Source organism: Acidomonas methanolica, from assembly GCF_004346035.1.
Lineage (GTDB): Bacteria > Pseudomonadota > Alphaproteobacteria > Acetobacterales > Acetobacteraceae > Acidomonas > Acidomonas methanolica.
This window is the reverse complement of sequence record NZ_SLZN01000012.1, coordinates 17,984-35,943: the sequence shown is the minus strand read 5'-3', so window position 1 is coordinate 35,943 and position 17,960 is coordinate 17,984. Positions and strand designations below refer to the sequence as shown.

Sequence of the window (17,960 nt, the reverse complement as noted above, 5' to 3'; positions counted from 1 at the left end):
AGAAATACTGGCGCGTTGCGGTTTCCGGCCTTGCACCGCTGAACAGAAATCCGTATCTTACGGAAGATAGACAAAAAGAAAGGACGCTCCGATGTCCACCACAGTCACTTCATCCGATGTGCAGAAGAATTTCGGCGCCTATCATGACCGCGCGCTCACCGAACCGGTGAAGGTCACGAAATATGGTCGGGAGACGGTTTATATCATCTCGGCGCAGACCTTTCACGCCCTGAAGCAGGCCCAGCGCGAAGCCATCGCTGCGACCGATCTCAACGATCATGAGATTGCCCTGATCGAGGCAGCGGAGATCCCCGAGGGGCACCGCTACACCATGGGCCAATAAGCACGCATCGTGTCTATTCCCGAACCTGCACCTGGTCTGGTCATTTCCTATTCCTATCTCTGGCATGACCAGCACCGCGCCGGTGCCGAGGAAGGCCGGAAAGCACGGCCCTGTGCCATTGTGGTTGCTGCCGCCGATGCTGACGGCGACTGCCAGGTTTATGTCGTACCGATCACCCATTCCAGACCGGACGACCCTCATGCGGTAGCTCTCCCGGCAAACGTCAAACGACGCCTTGGGCTGGATGACGAACCGTCATGGATCGTGACAGCCGAACTCAACCGCTTCGTATGGCCCGGCTATGATCTGCGGCCCGTCTCACGCAACCAACCCGACTGTTTTGCGTGGGGCTTTCTGCCAGTAGAGATTTTCGCGGCAGTCAAACGTGGGATCGTCGCCCACCAGCGCGACCGCAGCCTGCGGCAGACCCCACGGGAATGATCATGCGGAGATCATGATTTATGCGTCAGGACGCTCGGTGGTAGCTTCGAGCGCATCATCATGCGCCGATCCAGCACAGGCCCGTCGGTCACAAAGGTGCCATCGCCAATGGCATGCAGGGAGGAGCGTTCCTTGCGATGCGGGTCGGCATGGACCGCAACCCCTTCAAGAATGACGATGCCATACGGCGCGATGATGTCGATGACGCGGCATTCAATGTTCGCCAGACATTCAGTCAGAAGTGGTGCTTTCACCCTCTCAGCCTTACGGCGGTCAAGACCGAATTTTTCGAACTTGTCCGTATCCCTGCCAGAGCAGAGACCAATCCCCACGACTGTGTCGAGCATGTCAGCGGATGGAATGGCGAGTACACATTCCCGCGTTTTCTCAATCGCTTCCCATGAGTAATTCCAGGGACCAGTGGTGATGGCGAAACGTGCGTCGAAATCCAGCACCATGGTCCAGGTGATCGTCATGACATTGTCGCGCCCACCGTCATGCGTGGTCAAGAGCGTTACCGGCCCGGATTCCAGAAACGTAAAAGCCTGATCAAGGGGAAACGGCTGCATGGCAGTCTCCGTCCGGTTGTCGCTGATCCAGATCTTATAGCACGACTTCCATGCATTCTGTATTGCGCGGCGTCGACGGTATCATGAGAAACTGGCAGCATGTGCGAAGAAAAACACGGACACCTGATTTTATAATCCAAGCCCCCGTTTGCGCGCGAACGACCAGTCGATCCCCCCATCCCCGCGCATGATCCCCGACACTTCCCGCCCCCGCTGCTTTTCCAGCGAGGGCGACCATGGTACCAACTCGAAGCCCAGCCCGTCGTCGATCATGGCAAACCGGCCCGATGCCAGATTGAAACGCTGGCGATAGGTGCCGGTGACGGGATCGCCCTCCCCACTCTGCCGGAACGGTATCCCTGATTTCCCGCTGAGGTTCCATCCTACCATCTCAAGCTCCCGCTGACGCAGCGTGGCGATCAGGTTCCGGGCATAACGGATGCTCCCGCCGTCGCGGCTGGCCAACCCCTGCTCCACCAGATGCTCCGTGCGCCTTTCCATCGCCTCTTTCACCTCGGTGCCGAACCCGGTGGATGCCAGAGGCAAAGGCTCCCGCGCGATGGCCTGCCGGTCGAGCCAGGTCGCGCCCTCCGCCGTCACCTGCCGCTCCAGCGTGACGTCCGAACGCACGGCCAGCGCGACACGGTCCCGCCCCCGCTTGTCGGTGAAACGCCGCAGTTCGACGATGGAGCCGACCGCTCCGTCGCCAGCAGCTTCAAGGTCCGACAGACGGATATGATGCGTGCGCCCATCAATTCCATCGACGACAGCATAAGCCGTGCCACGCAGTTCATCATCAAGGCCACGATCGACCAGCCGACCGATGACGGGATCGGTAGTGTCCTCGGCGGCCATGACCCAGGAGGACGCAGCACGGTCGATCTTCTGTTCCGCCAGCCCCCGGTGGATCCGTTTGATGATGTCGTTGCGCTCGCTGATCTCGCGCAGGGTGGCTTCCGCACTCTCGTCCATCCGCCACCGATCCGGCCCGACCTGATGCGCCAGCCCCATAGTTTCCAGACGGCGCAATCGGCCAAGCTTCACCGTCGCAAAGGCGTCCGGCTGTTCCCCTGACACGCGTCCGAGGTCGATGACGCCATCCTCTCCTGCGTCCCTCTGAAGCTGCCGGTCAAGCTGGGTCCAGCGGTCGGCATTCACCTGCCGCTCGACTGCCTGATGGATGTCGTGATCCGTGCGTGGCCCGAGTTCCAGCGTCACCAGATCCTGCGCACGGGCGCGCATCCCCTCGCGGATGTAATCGCGCGCGATCACCAGATCGGCCCCATCCTCCGCCACACCCCGGACGATGACATGCAGATGGGGATGCGCTATATTCCAGTGATCGACGGCAACCCAGTCGAGTTTCGTGCCAAGATCGGATTCCATCTGCCCCATCAGATCGCGGGCGAAGGCCCGCAGGTCCGACATCTCAGGCGCATCCTCTGGCGACACGATAAAGCGGAAATGATGGCGGTCGCCATCGCATCGTTCCGCGAAGTCCGAGGCACGGATGTCGTCGCTGTCCTTCCCGAACAGGTGGGCATCCTCGCCGTCCCGCGTCACGCCCTCCCGACGGAGATAGCGGAGATGTGCCGCCAGTGGTGTGGCGCGCGGTGCGTGCCGCACGACGCGGGCCTTGATGACGACGCCCCGCGAACGGCGGGTCAGCAGGCGATTGGCGGCATGAGCAGCGGCCCGGCCGCGCCCGAAACTGGAGCGACGCCCGGCACTGATTTTCCCCGCGCGGGAGACCCGGCCACCGGCCCGCTGCACCGACGCCAGCACCTGCGTCACGAAGGGGCGTGCCTGCCGGGCGCGGGTAGAGCGGATACGCCCTAGCCGAACCCTGAATTCCTCGTCCCTGTTCATGAAAAATGTCCTGCACCGCGCGAAAGATCGCGTCGGATCAATGAGATGACACCGTGTCGCGAGGTTCGGAAAATCCACGCACCTCGCGACAAGACCTCAAAAACCCCGGAAAACAGCCACCCCGACCGAGCCGCGATGTGCGGCCTTTTATCCAGCCCTCCCTTTTCTGTTGGTTTTCCGGGGGTTTCACGCCTCACTGGACCTGATCCGATCCTCGCAGCGGGACCATGCCGGACCTCTCCCCGACATGCCCCGCGAAGAGGTTCTCGGGAACAGCGACACGACGTAAAGTGGTGGTCCGAAACGCATCGGGCTGGCCGGAAACGAAGAGCGCGGCCGTCACCCAGGAGCGAGCCGGAAAGGACAAAAAAGAAACGGGAAGATGGAGGTCAGACGATCGGTTTTTCATCAGCCGTGTGACGAATTCCACGTAGGAAATCGTCTCGGCAGGTAAGGGCCTACCAGTCGCCAGATGATCGTCATAACGACCGGGACCAGCGTTATAAGCGGCGAGAAAACCGGCATCACCATAGCGGTCGTGCAGCCATCGCAGATAGGCTGCCCCGGCCACGATATTGTCACGCGGATCGAAGGGATCGGCGCCCAGATTGAGCACGCGCCGGACATCCTTCCAGGTGCCCGGCATGAGCTGCATCAACCCCATCGCACCAGCACCGGATACCGCGTGCGGATCACCCGCACTTTCGGCTTGCAGGACCGCCCGCACCCACGCTGGCGGGATCGCGTTCCGTTCCGCCGCCTGCCGTACCAGATCATCAAAGTCCTGTGCCCGAACAACGGCCGGCGAGAGCGCCAGCGCGAGCACGGCCAGCATGCTGCCAGACACGAAAAACCGGCGTCTCATTCCCGGCCTCCCGGACGTTTCGTGGGCCGGTTCCACACCAGTTGCCATTCGCGCCCACCGCGTCCCGCCTGAAACAGCGTGGCCCGGACCGGCTGCATGAACGAGGGATCGTCCAGCACGATGGAAATATACTCGCCAGCACGTTCCCCGGTGCGGGTCCACCCGGCACCGATCTCTGGCCCAGCGTCTCCATCACCGAGATGGATGCGATAATCCGGCGCATGCTCCGCGCCATTGTTTTCCACTGGCACGAAGGTCAGTTCCGCGTCCAGCGACAGGGTGCGCACACGCCCGGCAAATCCATCGGCGGTGCGGGTAAAAAATCCGATCTGGCTCATGAGAAAAATCCTTTCGGAAATGATAGAGGTGATGGAAAAACCGTGTGCCTTGCGACCGTCATTCGATCGGCGGTTCGCTCTGTTTCACAGGCACCATGGGCGGTCCCATGAGTGGCCGTTCCCGCACTGGATCACGCAGATCCGGGAGGGGATCGAAATGCGGGGGAAGCAATTCGGCCTCGCCTGTGCGCACATGCACCGGCACAGCGCGACCGATGACGGTGTCCATCGGCAGGACACCGAAATATCGTCCGTCCAGACTGGTCGGCACAGCGGCATTCATGACGAACACCTGCCCCAGACCGAGGCGCTGACAACCCTGCCACAGCGGCAGCTTGCGGCCCCGATGATCGACAGATTTTGCGTCACCGACAGGTTTGCCGTCGATGGTGACGTGGGTGCCGTTGCGGCAGACACTCTGCCCCGCCAGCGCTGCCACAGGCTTGAGCAGAGGCACACCGAACGGCAGGTAACCTCGCGTCGCCAGCAGTGTCGCCTCGCGCTCGGGAAGGCGGAGGGCGACGATGTCGCCGACGCGAACCGGAACCGTTGACTGGATGCGATACAGCCCGACAGGAACGCTGGCCGTTTCATTCCAGACCCAGCGCGGCGCGGGATGAAACGCCAGCGAAGCGCCCACGCCGAGCACGGCGAAATACGTGGCGAAGAACCAGCCGCGCCGGGTCATGATACATCTCCTGACAACGCACGCACGAAGACCGCGTCGAGCGCGCGTTCGACCCGCAGGATGGCGTTGCCTATGGCTTCGGGAATGTCCGGGACGACCGCGTCGCCGAACGCTTCGACGACGAGGCTGGCGGCAGACGCCCGGCGTCCATCGCCGAGTGCAACGCGCGTGCGAGCCAGCCAGGCGGAAAGCCCATCATCCAGCCGTAGGTGAGCGGCAGGGCCGCCGTTCCAGTCAGCCCATGGCTCCGCAGTAACGCCGCCAGCGCCCGCGCTCCCGCCCAGCGGTCCGGGGGCGCCCGACCCGTCATCGCTCCATCCATCACCGCGTCCATCGTCGGGGATTTGCGGCGGTCGTAGGCATCGCTCCACCCGTCCATCCGGCTGTCCCGCTTCGTGGGTGTCGGCAGCGTTTCCAGATCCGCGTGCCGGAGCAGGTTCGGCGTGTCGATCTGGGCCTTGGATCCGTTCGCCCGACGGCCTGTCCCGATCTCCCGCGCACTCAGCCGGCGACCTCCATTCGGCGCGAGCGGTGTGGGCAGCATCCCGCAGAGAGGCTGGTGCTCCTCGAAATACAGCGTTTCCCCGATCGTCGGCGTGCGGTTGAAATCGTCCTGCTCCGATGTCATCCGCCCCTTGCACCGACGCAACATGCTGCCCCGTGGCGCAGGGTTGGCAGTCGGGGTTCCCAGCATCCCCGCATGACGGTTTTCCTGCCCCGTCATCTGCGCCAGCACGTCGCCCCGACCACCCTTCGCGGCATCCGACGCCCGTGGCGTCGCCATCCGATCCGTGCGGAACACATCGTACAGGCCCGACGCCTTCATCGCCGCCCGCGCGCCCGCTCCCCCTTCCATCCGCATCCCGCCCTGCTGCGACTGCGAGACCGGTGTAGGCAAGCTGCCGGGGGTCGAAACCGATGAGCCAGGACCGTTTGCGGACATGGCAGGCGCCGACGTCTCCAGCACCCACCACGCACGGTTCGCAGGCGTAGCCGAACGCCTCCAGCGCATCGAGCAGCCGGTCAGCGCCGCGAGTTCTGAGGTTAGCGCTGTTCTCAAAAGCGAACCAGCGAGGGCGGCACTCTCCGACCAGGCGGACAGCTTCACGGTAGAGGCCCGACCGCGCGCCGTCGATCCCTTTGCCCCTGGTGTTGGCGCTGCTGATATCCTGGCACGGCGGGCTGCCCGTGATGAGGTCTGGCAGGAAGCCGAGGTCGGAAACAAGTCGCCCTGCGGTGAGGGTCCGGACGTCGTCGTAGAGGCGGACATGGGGATTGTTCTCCGCGTAGAGCACGCGCCGCCATGGAACGATCTCGCAGGCGGCAACGGTGACGAAACCCGCACGGTGCAGGCCCAGCGTCCAGCCGCCGGCCGCCCCCGCGAATAGGTCCAGCACGCGGAAGAGTGTGCGGGGTGAGATGTCACCCATGGGGGAATGACCATGCGTCATGCCACAACCCTCCGGCGCAACCATGCCTGGTGCCGTTCGCGCGTGTAGGGACGTGGCTCCTGCGCTGCCGTGAGACGGTGATGCAGATGGCGCCAATGATCGGGACAAACAGCGGCAGGATCGATCCCCAGCGCCTCTACGCCGTCGATGGACTCCAGCACCCGGCGCACCTTTGGCCAGCCACTTTGGCGCAGCAGGCTCTCCCCACCGGGCCGCACGAACGGCACGGTCTGGCAGGCTTCCTGAGCGCCCACGGCCCGCACGATGTCGATGCAGGACACTACGGTGCCGAAATCGTTGGCGGCCCAGCGGATGAACGCGAACACGCTGCCCGGCGTGAAGCTCATCAGCCTGCGCCGACGATCGAGAATGCGATCCTCGACGGGATGGCCGAAGCGGATCCAGTGTTCGATGCGCTTCTCGATCCACGTCAGTTCAACCGTGGTGAGCGCATCGCCATCCGGTCGGAAAGACGGGGCGGTCATGGCGCACCTGCCCCGCGATCCGCGACCGCTTCCCGAGCTTCTTTTCTGGCCTGTCCGGACAGGCCAGAATTGTCGCGAAAAATGTCCTTCTTATCACTACATATAGTATTGTACTTATAAGTTAAGAAGTTACGCCTCTCGGTTTTTCTTCCAGAACAATGGTTTACATAGTGGTTTTTTGAACGACCCAACGATATAACCGTATCTGTTCCAACGTGCTTTTCCACCGTTGTGGCAACGAGTGGTTCCGCAGGCTTCTCCACAGGCCCTGTGGACGGCGTCGTTGCTTCGATCCGCAGATAGTCGATGCCATGTCGCAGGCAGGTCGAAAGATGGTATCCCGGAAGCGATTGCGCCCGAACGATCTTTCCCAGTGCGAGCGCGAAATCATATCGTTGCATCAGAGTGCCGGAACGGCCATGCAATTCTGTGAAATCGAACAGCCATCGTCCCTTCTGCCGTCCGACACGTCGCCGGGCGAAGCGGTAGAGCCAGCGTCCGATCCCGCTCCCCATGTGGAAATAGGCCGGATGCACGGTCAACACGCGTGTGGGCTCAGTGACAGCGGCGAGGAACCAGTCCGGCAGGGTCAGAGCGACGCCATCGTCGCGGGAGATACGGACATCACTGACCCAGGCGAACGGCCGTTCCCGCCAGTCCGGGCCATTGCGGATATTCGTCATCACCGTCGTGGCCGCGAGACGTGTCAGTGCGCCACGCAGACGGCGGTACTGATGCGCGCCGGCATCCCAGCCGAGGTCCTGGAACAGACGCCAGGGCGTGAAACGGACATGACGGGAAATCCATTGCCCCTCGTTCAGCGCGCCCCTGAGCTGTCCGGCAAGCCAGAGCAGCACGTCGGCATCCATGAGTGTCGCCAGCCCGGCGTCGCCGGAGGACATGACGTGAACCTCGCTGTAGCCCGACCGATGACGGATCGGCTCATGACGTGGCATTTTCCCGAGTGCGAAGAGCGGACGATCCATCAGGTCGCGGATGTCTCGCGGACTGGCAGGCCCGGAGACCGCAAAGCGGCGATCTGGCTGACGCCAGTTATCGGCAGACGGCATCATCGTCCGGCACTCCGCTGCGCCTTGCGGGCCTTCGCCTGCAAGCGGATGATATAGGCGCGGGGATCGGACGGCATGGGGATGCCACCACCGTCACCCGTGGACAGCCGGACGTTCAGATCGGCCCAGGCGCAGAGGTCTTCGACGGCATAGACGATCCGGCCGCCAAGCTGGCGGTAGAGCGGACCGGTGCCGCAACTCCGATGTTTTTCGAGGGTGCGGATGGACAGGCCAACGAAATTGGCCGCATCCGGGGTGCGCAGATAGCGCGGTGGCAATGTCGGCTGGACACGCATGAGGTCTTCCTCCCGTTGGATCGGGCCGCGTGCGGACTGTCGCGGCTCATGGGAGGACGCTGCCGGAGAATGGGCTGTGGGGAGGGATGACAAAGTTCAGGCCGCCGGACTGTCACCCCCCTGCTTCAGCCCCTGAAGGAGGGCGATGTGGCCGCCGTTCAGATAGAACCCCGCACCGTCGAGATCGCGGTAAAAGGCGCGGTGCCATGCACTGGCACGCCATTCATTGCGGGACAGGCGCAGGATATGCTCGCCGTAGATGCCGGCCGCGATCCGGCGCACTGTCACACCCATGCGCCGACCTTCGGCGATGCAGAGCATGCGGATCTGCCGCAGTTTCTGCTGGGGACTCAGGCGCAGCGTAGAGGGAAGAGGACCGGGCGTCTGACCGGCAAGCAGACGACCGAAGCGCGCAACGCTGGCCAGACGGGTCGTGAGGTGCGCGTCATCGATGATGAACCAGGTTCCTGGTGCGTCGGGCTGTCGATCGACGACAATGGCAAGGCGCAGCGGGTCTGCTGGGCTGTCCAGCACGAGATGGATGCCATCCGGAGCATCATGTCGTGCCCGCGCGCATGGCGCGAGGCGGGACAGGATATCACCCCCATCGCCACGCACGGCCACCTCCGGCGCGATGTCCGGATCCCAGAACGCGGGGGCGAGCCAGGCGGGGAGATCAGGATCGACAGGGAAAACGCAACCCCCAACGACGGGCGAAGGCGCGCCATGCCTCGGCGTCAACCTTGCCCATCCGAATTATTGCTGCATGATCGTGTCGATAGGCCGGATTATGCCGCAGCCATTCCTGGGCGAGACCGGCAGGGTCGAGCCCGGCGAAGGCGCGACGAAGGGGTGCGGCATCCCATGGCCGGATTGTCGGCACGCCCCCTCCCCCGATATGTCATGGATTCGACCCAGTATCCGGTACAGAACCAGAACGGGTAGTCCCCAAGACTCAGGGAGGTGATCCCGAACATATCCTATAAGTTCGGGATTATTTCTATATCGGGGGGATATTGACGCCAGACGGGCCGAAAAGGTCGGTTTCCGCGACATCACGTGATGCCCGTGACGCATCACACGGAAAGGCGCTTGGTGTTCCGTGCATTATAATACGTAGCGCGATAATACACAAATCGTTCCTATCCTGCGGATGGACATCCGAGGACTTTTCGGCGCGAACGTGAGGCGCCTGCGACGCGCCGCCGGTCTCAGCCAGGAGGCCCTGGCGGAACAGATGGGCGTGGACCGTGCCTATATCAGCTGGATCGAGACCGGACGCCAGAATGTGACGCTGCTTTCGCTATGGCATGCGTCACAGGCATTGGGCGTGCGGCCCGCCGCGCTGCTGGACGAAAGCCACGCTGTCGCTACAGAAGCGGCACCGGCCGACGGAAAGTCATAACCGGCCTGGCGATAAAAAAGCCCCTCCGGCGAACCGGAGGGGCCTGGGATAGTCAGTCCCCGTTGCGCGGGCGCTGGCGGCTCCAGACCAGGTTGTAGGCGCCACCTTCCTCTTCGAAGAGGCTGGCGAAGATCGGACCGGGAAGGGTCGGATCGTCCAGCTTCACGCTGAGATATTCGCGCCAGTCCGTGGTGTGCTTGATCCAGGCGGCCCCGGCTTCCAGTTTTCCGATCTGCACCCGGAAGTTGGGAACATTGTCGCTGGCCCGGTTGGCTTCGGGCACGAAGCGGATACCCCGGATTTTCTGTGTCAGGGTGACGATTTCGCCTTCGTACCCCTCGCCGACCTTCTTGAATGAACCGATGATCATTGTCCTGTCTCCTGGTTGTATCGGGCCGCGACCACCGTGGCCTCGATGGCCATCGTCAGCCCGGAGACGACCGGCGGCGCATCTGCTGGCAGGCCGAAGCAACGCGGAGGACGGCAGGACCGCAACTTTCTTGCTCCGCGCGGAATGACGGCGCAGCCGGCAGGGGAAGAAAGTTGCGGGACGCCGTTGCGCCATAGCCGGGCGAGGCGAAGCCGGTCTTCGGGCAGATCGGCCATATCGAGAGGCCATGGTGTGCGGCGCCGTCAGCGTTATGTGGGGACAGGGCAGTCTGTCGTGTTTCATGACTGGGGCGTGGGTCTGATGGGGATGTCTCTCGGCGGCTCGGGACAATCCGGCGCCGTTACCAGTCCACGTATCGAACAGCGGGCCTGTGGCTATTGGTCATCCCCACATCCGCACAGGAAAACAGCAAGGGGCCGCACCGATCCTGCGTTGCACCGTATGAACAGGTGTATCTCAGCGTGAAGCTGGACAGTCCGGCCCCCGATCCATCCGTCCATGCCCTTTCGATAAAGACGGCGCACGCACTCGCCACATGGAGCCGGCCTTGCTCACGCAACGGGGCTGACCGCCCCGGCCCTACACTTGCCTGCCGGAAGATCAGGCTTTCAGGCAGGCTGGATGGCGCATAGCCGCGTCCATGCGGCACCGCCGACGCACAGCGCCCCGAATGTCGCGAAGATATACGCCGGAATGGCACCCATATCGCCCAGGCCGCTGAAACCCAGCGTCATGCCAAATCCCGCCAGCGCGGCTGGCAAAGCAAGCAGGAGCGAGACCGTAACCCGCAGGAAAAGATCGTGCGAGGAGACGAGGATCGCCTGGCCGAGGCGCCCCTGTCGGCGTCTTCCGCTCGCGCCGGGAACGCGGCGCGTTGGACTGACAGCATTGGGGTGGAGCAAAGGGCTCCGGTCCAGCACCCTGTTTCACTGAACCTTGCGAGCGGGCGTGCCGGCGAGCGCCGCACGCGCGGGCAGCGCGTTCCCACCGCCGGTCCTGAAGGACCGGCGCGACTTTCTGGTCGCCCGGTAAACATGAAGAAAGAAAGGGGCGGCTTACTCCGCCGCCCTCCCTGCCCCGTGCCAGGCCAGCCGACGGGTCGCCGTGGCCGCGTGCTCCGGGTCCAGTTCCATACCCAGCCAGTCGCGCCCAAGATGCTGCGCCGCCACCAGCGACGAACCGGAACCCGCAAACGGATCCAGCACCAGACCGCCCAGCGGGCAGAACGCCTCCACCAGAGGCAGAAGTGCCGCCACCGGCTTTTGCGTCGGGTGCAGTTTATTGCCCGAATAGGGCATGTCGAGCACGTCCGGGATGGGCTTTGCGGGCGGTGCCACGTTGCCCTTAGCCAACAGGTAAGCGCTCTCATGTTCATACCGGAGAAATCGGGAAGATGACGAATAGGACTTGCGAAAAACGATATGCCCGACCATGCGGAACCCCGCCGCCTTCCATGCATCGGCGAACAGGTCGATACGGTTCCAGCCGTAAAAACTGATGGCAAATCCGCCCCATTTCAGGACACGATGCATCTGGTTGAAGCCTGGCCGGAGCCAGCGTGCATTGTCATCGTTGCGCACCTTCCGCCCGTCCCTGCCCTGATAATTCACCAGGTAAGGCGGGTCTGTCAGGATGAAATCCACCGCATTGCGAGGAAGCGCGCGCATCAACTGCACGCTGTCACCGTTAAGGATGGCATTGCGGAAATCGGTCGCCGTGTTGGTGTTGCCGGTCATGGTCTTTGCCCTTTGTTCCGCGAGGAACAGCCCCCGCTGTTCCTCTGCCTCGCGGCGAGCAGCGGGGTAGCAACGGCAAGGGCGACCGATGGGGAGGGGTATCGCCAGATCTGCACGGAGCGTAGCGCAGGAAGATCGGGGACACCCCGTCGGGCGGCGTCAGCCTGCTGACGCGCACCCTTGCCGGCGCGAGGGCAGAGCCATTAGCCCTTTTTCTCCCTTGATCGATTTCGGATGCAATTCAGATCACCTGACCAAATATCCCTCGACAGCCATATGTGACTTGTTTCATTGCGTTACGGGGGTGAAGATGCATTCATGTCCGTTACACCAGACACCGTACACCGTGTCCTGCGCTCCTGGATCGCGCTGGAAGTCCTGACCCCGCAAGCCACGCGAGAGTCCGGCTGGAACGACGTGGCTGCGGATCGCGAAGGCCGCATCAGGAACCGGAGAACCGACGCGACCGACGGTCCGGACCTCTGGCACCCGCCTCGGCCGGACGACTCCACGCCTTGGCCGATCCTGCCCGATCCCCCTCCAAAGCCGCCGATCGCCTCCGTCGAGAATGATCCGAAGAAACCGTCGGAATCACAAACCTCGAAAAAGGAGCGTGTTAAACGGCGCTGGTACAACGTCATTCTTGGTGCCATGCCTACCCGCGCATCCTTCGAGCGCTTGAACACCGCCATTGGCGAAAACGACCCTGACGAGGAAGACAAGACCGACCGATCCACCAAGAAGGGCAACGTGATCGCCGCCAGCGTTGTGCTCGACGAATGGGGTATCATAGTGCCCGACACGCTGGCCATCGCCAGTTTTGCCTGGGGTGTTGGCCATATTCTCAGCGGCGGCAGTCCTTCCGGCCTCGCGGAATGGGATCGTGAGGCAGAGGATCTGCAGTCTCGTTTTGCCGACCTCCTCACCCCACCAGGGTCCGGCGGGCAGCCGCGCTCCCTGACCTGGACGGATCTACATGGCGTCGCCGATGAACTCGCGGAGGCGTTATGTGTCCCGAAGGATCTCTGGATCCCCGTACCGTGCGTGATCGAGAGCGAGAAAGTCAATGCGCCGAATGGCGACCTGCTCTCCAGCTTCTACCTGCCGGACCTCGGCCGCGCCCTGCGCGATGCGGACACTCTTCCTCCTGCCCTCTCCGCCTATCTTGGCTTGCACCCGCCTACCGCACCTTGGGACGCGCTAACCGACCGCGCACGGCTGGCGACCCTCCTTTCGCCCGACCTCTTTCCCCTCGGCCGCTGGCCCGGCCCCGGCCTACATCCGCTTACCCTCCTGCAACAGGCAGCGGTCAACGCTGTCACCCGCGACCTCGCAACGGAAGGTCTTGCGGCCATCAACGGACCTCCCGGCACAGGGAAAACAACCCTGCTACGCGATCTGGTCGCACAAGTGATGGTCGCGCGCGCCGAGAAGCTGGCTGATATCGAGACGCCGTCGGAGGGTGTCGGCGATCTCGACCTGATGGATTTCGCCATCGTCGTCGCCAGCAGCAACAACGCTGCCGTCGAGAATATCAGCCTCGAACTACCCGTCCGCGAGAAAGCGCTCGACGAATCTGTCTGGCGGGACGAAGGCCTCGATCATTTCGGGCATACCGCCACCCATCTGCTTGGACTGAAGCAGGACGCCGAACCTGCGAAACAGGCCTGGGGCCTGATCGCGGCCCGGCTGGGCCGGGCAAAAAACCGGCATCAATTCTTCGACCGTGTCTGGTGGAACGAGGAATGGGGCCTGAACGACTGGCTCAATCGCGCGGCCTGGCCGAATGCACAGCATCTCAGGGAGCGCAAGCCTGGCAAACTGGCAGAAATTGATCCGCCACCAAGAAATCCAGAAGCCATGGCACAATGGCGGGAAGCCAGGGACGCGTTCCGTCAAGCTTGCGACCGTAGCCGAAGGCTGCGGGACGAATTGGTCGCGCTGTCGCAAGCAGGAGATGCCTTGCGCGAGGCAGAGACGGAACTACCACAGGCTAGCGAGATGCGCGAGCAGTTCCGGCTGGATCACGAGGCCGCATCGCATGCGACAATGGCAGCACAAAATCAGGTAGATGAAGCTGATCGGCTCGAAAGGCTTGAGGCTACAAAACTTACCGCCCTAGCCTCTGTTCAACCCTCCTTTCTGTCGAAAATGCTGCGTACCCAAGCGTGGAAGAGGCATGAAAGCGGGATCCGCGAGCAGGTTGTTCGGCTGGAAGAAGCACAACGAACGACACGTGATGCCAAGGCACGGCTCGATATTGCGACCGCCGAAGAAAAGCAGTTGGGTAAAAGATATACCGAAGCGGAAGGTCGTCTGGAAACACTGCTGGCCCAGGCGGCGCGGGTCGGGCAGCGACTGGAAGACGGTCGACGAGAACTTGGCGATTGTTTCCCTAGTCCTGGATTCTGGTCACAACCAGACGATCTCTTCCAGAAAAGCAGCCCATGGAATGGCGGGCGATTTCGTCAGGCACGCGACGAACTGTTCGTCGCGTCAATTCGTCTGCATCATGCCTTTGTAGCTGCTGGTGCCCAACCTCTCAAGCGAGCGTTGAACACGGTCGTCAACGGCTCGGCAAATGCGAGCGCGCAGGACTGGGGTTACTTCTTCCTGCTAGTGCCTGTTGTTTCCTCGACTTTTGCGTCGATCGGTCGGATGTTCCAGACCTTCCGAGAAGCGTCGATCGGCTGGCTGCTGATCGACGAGGCGGGCCAGGCTGCCCCGCAACAGGCGGTCGGAGCCCTCTGGCGCGCCCGGCGCGCCGTGGTGATCGGCGATCCGCTTCAAATCGAACCGGTGGTAACCACACCCGAATATACGACGGCCCTGATTTTCCAAGGCAACGATCTGCTTGCGGAACCCTGGGCGGCACCGAAGGTCTCGGCGCAGGTTCTGGCTGACCGCGCAAGCATAATCCAAGGGCGTTTCCCGATTGAAAATCCAGTTTCTGGAGGTCCGATGACCCGGGACACTGGCATGCCCCTCCTTGTGCATCGCCGTTGCGAGAAGCCGATGTTCGATCTTGCCAACCAGATCGCCTATGCCGAACGCATGGTCCACGCCACAGGCATAGGTCGATCGGCTATCCGCGAGAGGTTGGGACCGAGCGCGTGGGTCGATGTGGATGCCCCTTCCAGCGGCAAGTGGGTCGAGGCAGAGGGACAGCTTATCACCACCGCGATTGCCGAACTCTGCCGTATGCAGCCCAAGGGGCCGGATCTCTATGTCATTTCCCCGTTCCGTGTGCCGGCGATGCGTCTGCGGCAATTGCTAACCCGGACGCCAGGCGTCTTACCCGCGTTGAGCCAAGCTGATCGGGAGAACTGGATTGAGCGTCACATCGGCACGGTCCATACCTTCCAAGGCAAGGAGGCCGAGGCCGTCATCCTCATGCTGGGGGCTGGACGTGGCGCGCGGCCTGGATCACGGACGTGGGCCGGCGGCACGCCGAACCTACTCAATGTTGCCGCGACGCGGGCGAAACGTGTGCTCTATATCGTTGGAAACCACGAAGAGTGGCGGGGTGCCGGGGTGTTTGCACGTGCGGCCGAGTCATTTCCCGATATTTCACCCGAAGAATGGATCGGGCAAAAAACACTGGGAGCTGTCTCGTAAAACGAGATCACCACAAGCATGACAAGCAGGCACTCTCTGACAGAAACCGCAAGATGTATTCTATTATAGCCTACTGCCTCCGCACATCAATGTCCTATGGTCCGCATAAAGCCAATGCTCACTTCGACAACGTCAAAATCCTGTAACAGCTCAATCGAGTAATGATCCCATTTGCTCCATTGAGTTTTTTTGTTACAATTACTCAAATGACCGAGAGGCTAAAATGCATTTGATCCGCTATCGAGTTACCAACTTCCGCTCGGTCTCTGACAGCGGGTGGATCGACGCCAATAGAGTGACAGCACTCATTGGAATTAACGAGTCCGGAAAGACGAATCTTCTCCTGCCACTTTGGAAGCTTAACCCGGCCGGAGAAGGAGAACTCAAGCCAAACTCAGATTACCCAAAAGGCGACTACACCGACATTCGGAAAAATCCAAAAAATTACATATTCATTAACGCTGAATTCGAAACAGGGCCCCTAGCTGATCATCTTGCGAAAATTTCCGGCCACAAAGTGGAGCATTTACGAATTGCTCAAGTCTCAAAAGACTTCTCTGGCGCATTTCGAATCAATTTTCCATTATATGTTCCACCGAAAGATTTGCATTCTACATCGCTCGTAACGCTTCTTCAGAACGCTCACGATGAAATCGTCGGTATGGCCGCTCGCGCACGTGAAGCGTCGCAAAAAGACGCCATTGTCGATGCAATCGCCACAGAAATAAACATTATCAATAAACTTGAAGAAATATCTGCGAACCAGCTCGTTGAGACAAATGATCGGTTGCGTGCCGCCGATCCAGACAATCTTGCTGCTGCAACCAGTATTATCGTTCCGCGTTTTCGACATCTTCTTGAAGAGTTGGGTAGTCATCAGAACGCCCTCAGCTTTCCACCTCCAGAAAGTTCTGGAGAAGTATTTAAAGAGATATTAGCGGCACTACCAAAATTTGTTTATTACTCCAACTATGGCAATCTGGATGCGGAAATTTATCTTCCACATGTAGTTGATAATTTAGCTCGAAGCGATTTAGGAGGAAAGGAAGAAGCCAAAGCCCGTACACTGAGAGTACTGTTTGATTTTGTCGGTTTAAAGCCAGAAGAAATCCTTGAGCTTGGCCGTGATTTTCGAAATACTCAAAGACATCCGACTGACGAAGAGATTGCAGAAATCGCCGAGAAAAAGCGAGAACGAACAAATCTCCTTAACTCCGCTGAAACACGCCTAACAAAGAGTTTTGCAGATTGGTGGAAGCAAGGAGATTACATCTTCTCCTTCCAAGCTGATGGCGATCACTTTCGAATTTGGGTAAGTGACGGCAAACGGCCCGAAAAGGTCGAGTTAGAAGATCGCAGTACCGGTCTACAATGGTTTCTTTGCTTTTATCTCGTCTTCCTTGTTGAAGGGCAGCGCGAACATAAGAACTCAATCTTGCTACTTGACGAACCCGGACTGTCGCTTCATCCATTAGCACAACGTGATCTATCTGACTTTTTTGATAATCTCTCACGCACAAATCAGCTAATTTTCACGACACACTCTCCGTTTATGGTAGATGCCGATCGACTTGACAGAGTTAGGAAAGTGTTTGTGTCGGAAGATGGTTCTACGAAGGCGTCAGCAGATTTGCGGAGAGGAAACAGTGACCCGCGCCAACAAGGCGCGACATACGCGATCTACTCTGCTTTAAATATGTCGATTGCCGAAAGCATCTTGCTCGGCTGTCTACCCGTGATCGTCGAAGGCCCTTCAGATCAGCACTACCTGACTGCAATTAAGACTATACTTATTGCCGAGAAATGTATTTCTCCCAAGAGAGAACTGGTTTTCCCGCCAGCTCACGGCGCGAACAATGCAAAGGTTATCGCCAGCGTCCTCGCTGGACGGAATGAAGAACTACCTTACGTATTGCTCGATGGCGACGCAGCGGGACAGAAAATGTCTCGTGATTTACAGAATGGAGTTTATCAATCTGCAAAGGCGCGCGTTATAATTACCGATCACTTCGTCGGATATCCCAACTCTGAAATTGAGGATCTTTTTTCTTCCGAATTTCTGGCAGGTGTTATTGATCGATGGGAGCGACGACCTGAGACGTCGTTTTCAGATTTTGTTCGCGCAGGCGCTCCCATTGTTCCGCAGATTGAGGCGTGGGCGCAGGAGAATGAAATCGAACTACCATCCGGCTGGAAGGTTGAGGTCGCACGGCGTGCCAAAGAACGTGCACTTTTACCTTCCACCACGTTCGATACAGAGACTTTGGCTCGTTGGACCTCACTGTTTGAAGTAATCGCGGCCTCGACGGCAAAAAAAGGCACATCTGGAGCAGGCTGATTCCGCGACCAGGTGAGCGGACGTCTTCAATGCGTGAGAAAAATGTGGATGCTGGAA

The 17,960-nt window shown here is 60.7% G+C and carries 20 protein-coding genes and 1 pseudogene; 5 read left to right on the top strand and 16 right to left on the bottom strand.

From position 1 onward, the window contains the following. Positions 1-91 precede the first annotated feature (91 nt). Together EDC31_RS10200 and EDC31_RS10195 are read left to right on the top strand one after the other, a co-directional pair. Positions 92-343, top strand: coding sequence for a type II toxin-antitoxin system Phd/YefM family antitoxin (locus EDC31_RS10200; protein ID WP_042062328.1), 252 nt, complete (start codon positions 92-94; stop codon positions 341-343). A gap of 9 nt (positions 344-352) precedes the next feature. Next, positions 353-784, top strand: a complete 432-nt coding sequence (locus EDC31_RS10195) for a hypothetical protein (RefSeq protein ID WP_081797940.1) — start codon at positions 353-355, stop codon at positions 782-784. Positions 785-795: 11 nt separating this feature from the next. Here the strand turns inward: EDC31_RS10195 and EDC31_RS10190 are convergent, their stop codons facing one another. The 12 genes and pseudogenes from EDC31_RS10190 to EDC31_RS10140 form a co-directional block, all read right to left on the bottom strand. Further along, the gene (locus EDC31_RS10190) at positions 796-1,353 is read right to left on the bottom strand and encodes a flavin reductase family protein (RefSeq protein WP_042062330.1); all 558 of its coding nucleotides are present in this window, start codon (positions 1,351-1,353) and stop codon (positions 796-798) included. A gap of 129 nt (positions 1,354-1,482) precedes the next feature. Further along, entirely contained in the window at positions 1,483-3,222 is a 1,740-nt protein-coding gene (locus EDC31_RS10185) for a relaxase/mobilization nuclease domain-containing protein (protein ID WP_042062332.1), read from the bottom strand. A 193-nt stretch (positions 3,223-3,415) separates the two neighbouring features. Further along, positions 3,416-4,087: a lytic transglycosylase domain-containing protein gene (locus EDC31_RS10180; RefSeq protein ID WP_132127031.1), complete on the bottom strand. Its 672-nt coding sequence runs from the start codon at positions 4,085-4,087 to the stop codon at positions 3,416-3,418. Continuing rightward, the gene (locus tag EDC31_RS10175; RefSeq protein ID WP_042062451.1) at positions 4,084-4,425 is read right to left on the bottom strand and encodes a DUF736 domain-containing protein; all 342 of its coding nucleotides are present in this window, start codon (positions 4,423-4,425) and stop codon (positions 4,084-4,086) included. Before EDC31_RS10175 ends, EDC31_RS10180 begins: the two co-directional genes overlap by 4 nt. Positions 4,426-4,483: 58 nt before the next feature. Beyond that, positions 4,484-5,113 carry a S26 family signal peptidase gene (locus EDC31_RS10170; RefSeq protein ID WP_042062449.1) on the bottom strand — a complete coding sequence of 210 codons (630 nt, stop codon included), beginning with the start codon at positions 5,111-5,113 and terminating at the stop codon, positions 4,484-4,486. Positions 5,114-5,183: 70 nt separating this feature from the next. Next, complete coding sequence (locus EDC31_RS18130; protein WP_243697803.1) at positions 5,184-6,056, bottom strand: hypothetical protein; 873 nt, start codon at positions 6,054-6,056, stop codon at positions 5,184-5,186. A 22-nt stretch (positions 6,057-6,078) separates the two neighbouring features. Next, positions 6,079-6,543: pseudogene (locus EDC31_RS18125) on the bottom strand (DNA cytosine methyltransferase); the annotation flags it as partial. A gap of 17 nt (positions 6,544-6,560) precedes the next feature. Beyond that, the gene (locus EDC31_RS10160) at positions 6,561-7,049 is read right to left on the bottom strand and encodes a DUF2840 domain-containing protein (RefSeq protein ID WP_042062872.1); all 489 of its coding nucleotides are present in this window, start codon (positions 7,047-7,049) and stop codon (positions 6,561-6,563) included. Beyond that, entirely contained in the window at positions 7,046-8,119 is a 1,074-nt protein-coding gene (locus EDC31_RS10155) for a replication initiator protein A (RefSeq protein WP_243697802.1), read from the bottom strand. The genes EDC31_RS10160 and EDC31_RS10155 overlap by 4 nt, the downstream gene beginning before the upstream one ends. After that, complete coding sequence (locus EDC31_RS10150) at positions 8,119-8,415, bottom strand: helix-turn-helix transcriptional regulator (RefSeq protein ID WP_012553482.1); 297 nt, start codon at positions 8,413-8,415, stop codon at positions 8,119-8,121. The genes EDC31_RS10155 and EDC31_RS10150 overlap by 1 nt, the downstream gene beginning before the upstream one ends. A 96-nt stretch (positions 8,416-8,511) precedes the next feature. Continuing rightward, positions 8,512-9,033 carry a DUF2285 domain-containing protein gene (locus EDC31_RS10145; protein ID WP_239641779.1) on the bottom strand — a complete coding sequence of 174 codons (522 nt, stop codon included), beginning with the start codon at positions 9,031-9,033 and terminating at the stop codon, positions 8,512-8,514. A gap of 58 nt (positions 9,034-9,091) precedes the next feature. Then, positions 9,092-9,298, bottom strand: a complete 207-nt coding sequence (locus EDC31_RS10140) for a transcriptional regulator domain-containing protein (RefSeq protein ID WP_081797961.1) — start codon at positions 9,296-9,298, stop codon at positions 9,092-9,094. 270 nt (positions 9,299-9,568) lie between these two features. On the opposite strand from EDC31_RS10140, the gene EDC31_RS10135 reads away from it, so the two are divergent. Further along, complete coding sequence (locus tag EDC31_RS10135) at positions 9,569-9,820, top strand: helix-turn-helix domain-containing protein (RefSeq protein WP_042062866.1); 252 nt, start codon at positions 9,569-9,571, stop codon at positions 9,818-9,820. 52 nt (positions 9,821-9,872) lie between these two features. Here EDC31_RS10135 and EDC31_RS10130 read toward each other — a convergent pair whose 3' ends face one another. The 4 genes from EDC31_RS10130 to EDC31_RS10115 all read right to left on the bottom strand — a co-directional run bounded on the left by EDC31_RS10130 (position 9,873) and on the right by EDC31_RS10115 (position 11,947). Next, a complete protein-coding gene (locus EDC31_RS10130) occupies positions 9,873-10,190 on the bottom strand; it encodes a DUF736 domain-containing protein (RefSeq protein WP_025861645.1) in 318 nt (105 codons plus the stop codon). After that, on the bottom strand, positions 10,187-10,426 hold the full coding sequence (locus EDC31_RS10125; RefSeq protein ID WP_243697800.1) for a hypothetical protein: 240 nt from the start codon (positions 10,424-10,426) through the stop codon (positions 10,187-10,189). The genes EDC31_RS10130 and EDC31_RS10125 overlap by 4 nt, the downstream gene beginning before the upstream one ends. A 393-nt stretch (positions 10,427-10,819) precedes the next feature. Continuing rightward, the gene (locus EDC31_RS10120) at positions 10,820-11,113 is read right to left on the bottom strand and encodes a hypothetical protein (protein ID WP_239641765.1); all 294 of its coding nucleotides are present in this window, start codon (positions 11,111-11,113) and stop codon (positions 10,820-10,822) included. Positions 11,114-11,266: 153 nt separating this feature from the next. After that, positions 11,267-11,947, bottom strand: coding sequence for a DNA methyltransferase (locus EDC31_RS10115; protein ID WP_042062136.1), 681 nt, complete (start codon positions 11,945-11,947; stop codon positions 11,267-11,269). 318 nt (positions 11,948-12,265) lie between these two features. Here EDC31_RS10115 and EDC31_RS10110 point away from each other — a divergent pair, with 318 nt between their 5' ends. Continuing rightward, a complete protein-coding gene (locus EDC31_RS10110; RefSeq protein ID WP_042060798.1) occupies positions 12,266-15,565 on the top strand; it encodes a DEAD/DEAH box helicase in 3,300 nt (1,099 codons plus the stop codon). Positions 15,566-15,788: 223 nt separating this feature from the next. Beyond that, positions 15,789-17,903 carry an AAA family ATPase gene (locus EDC31_RS10105; protein WP_081797785.1) on the top strand — a complete coding sequence of 705 codons (2,115 nt, stop codon included), beginning with the start codon at positions 15,789-15,791 and terminating at the stop codon, positions 17,901-17,903. Positions 17,904-17,960 lie beyond the last annotated feature (57 nt).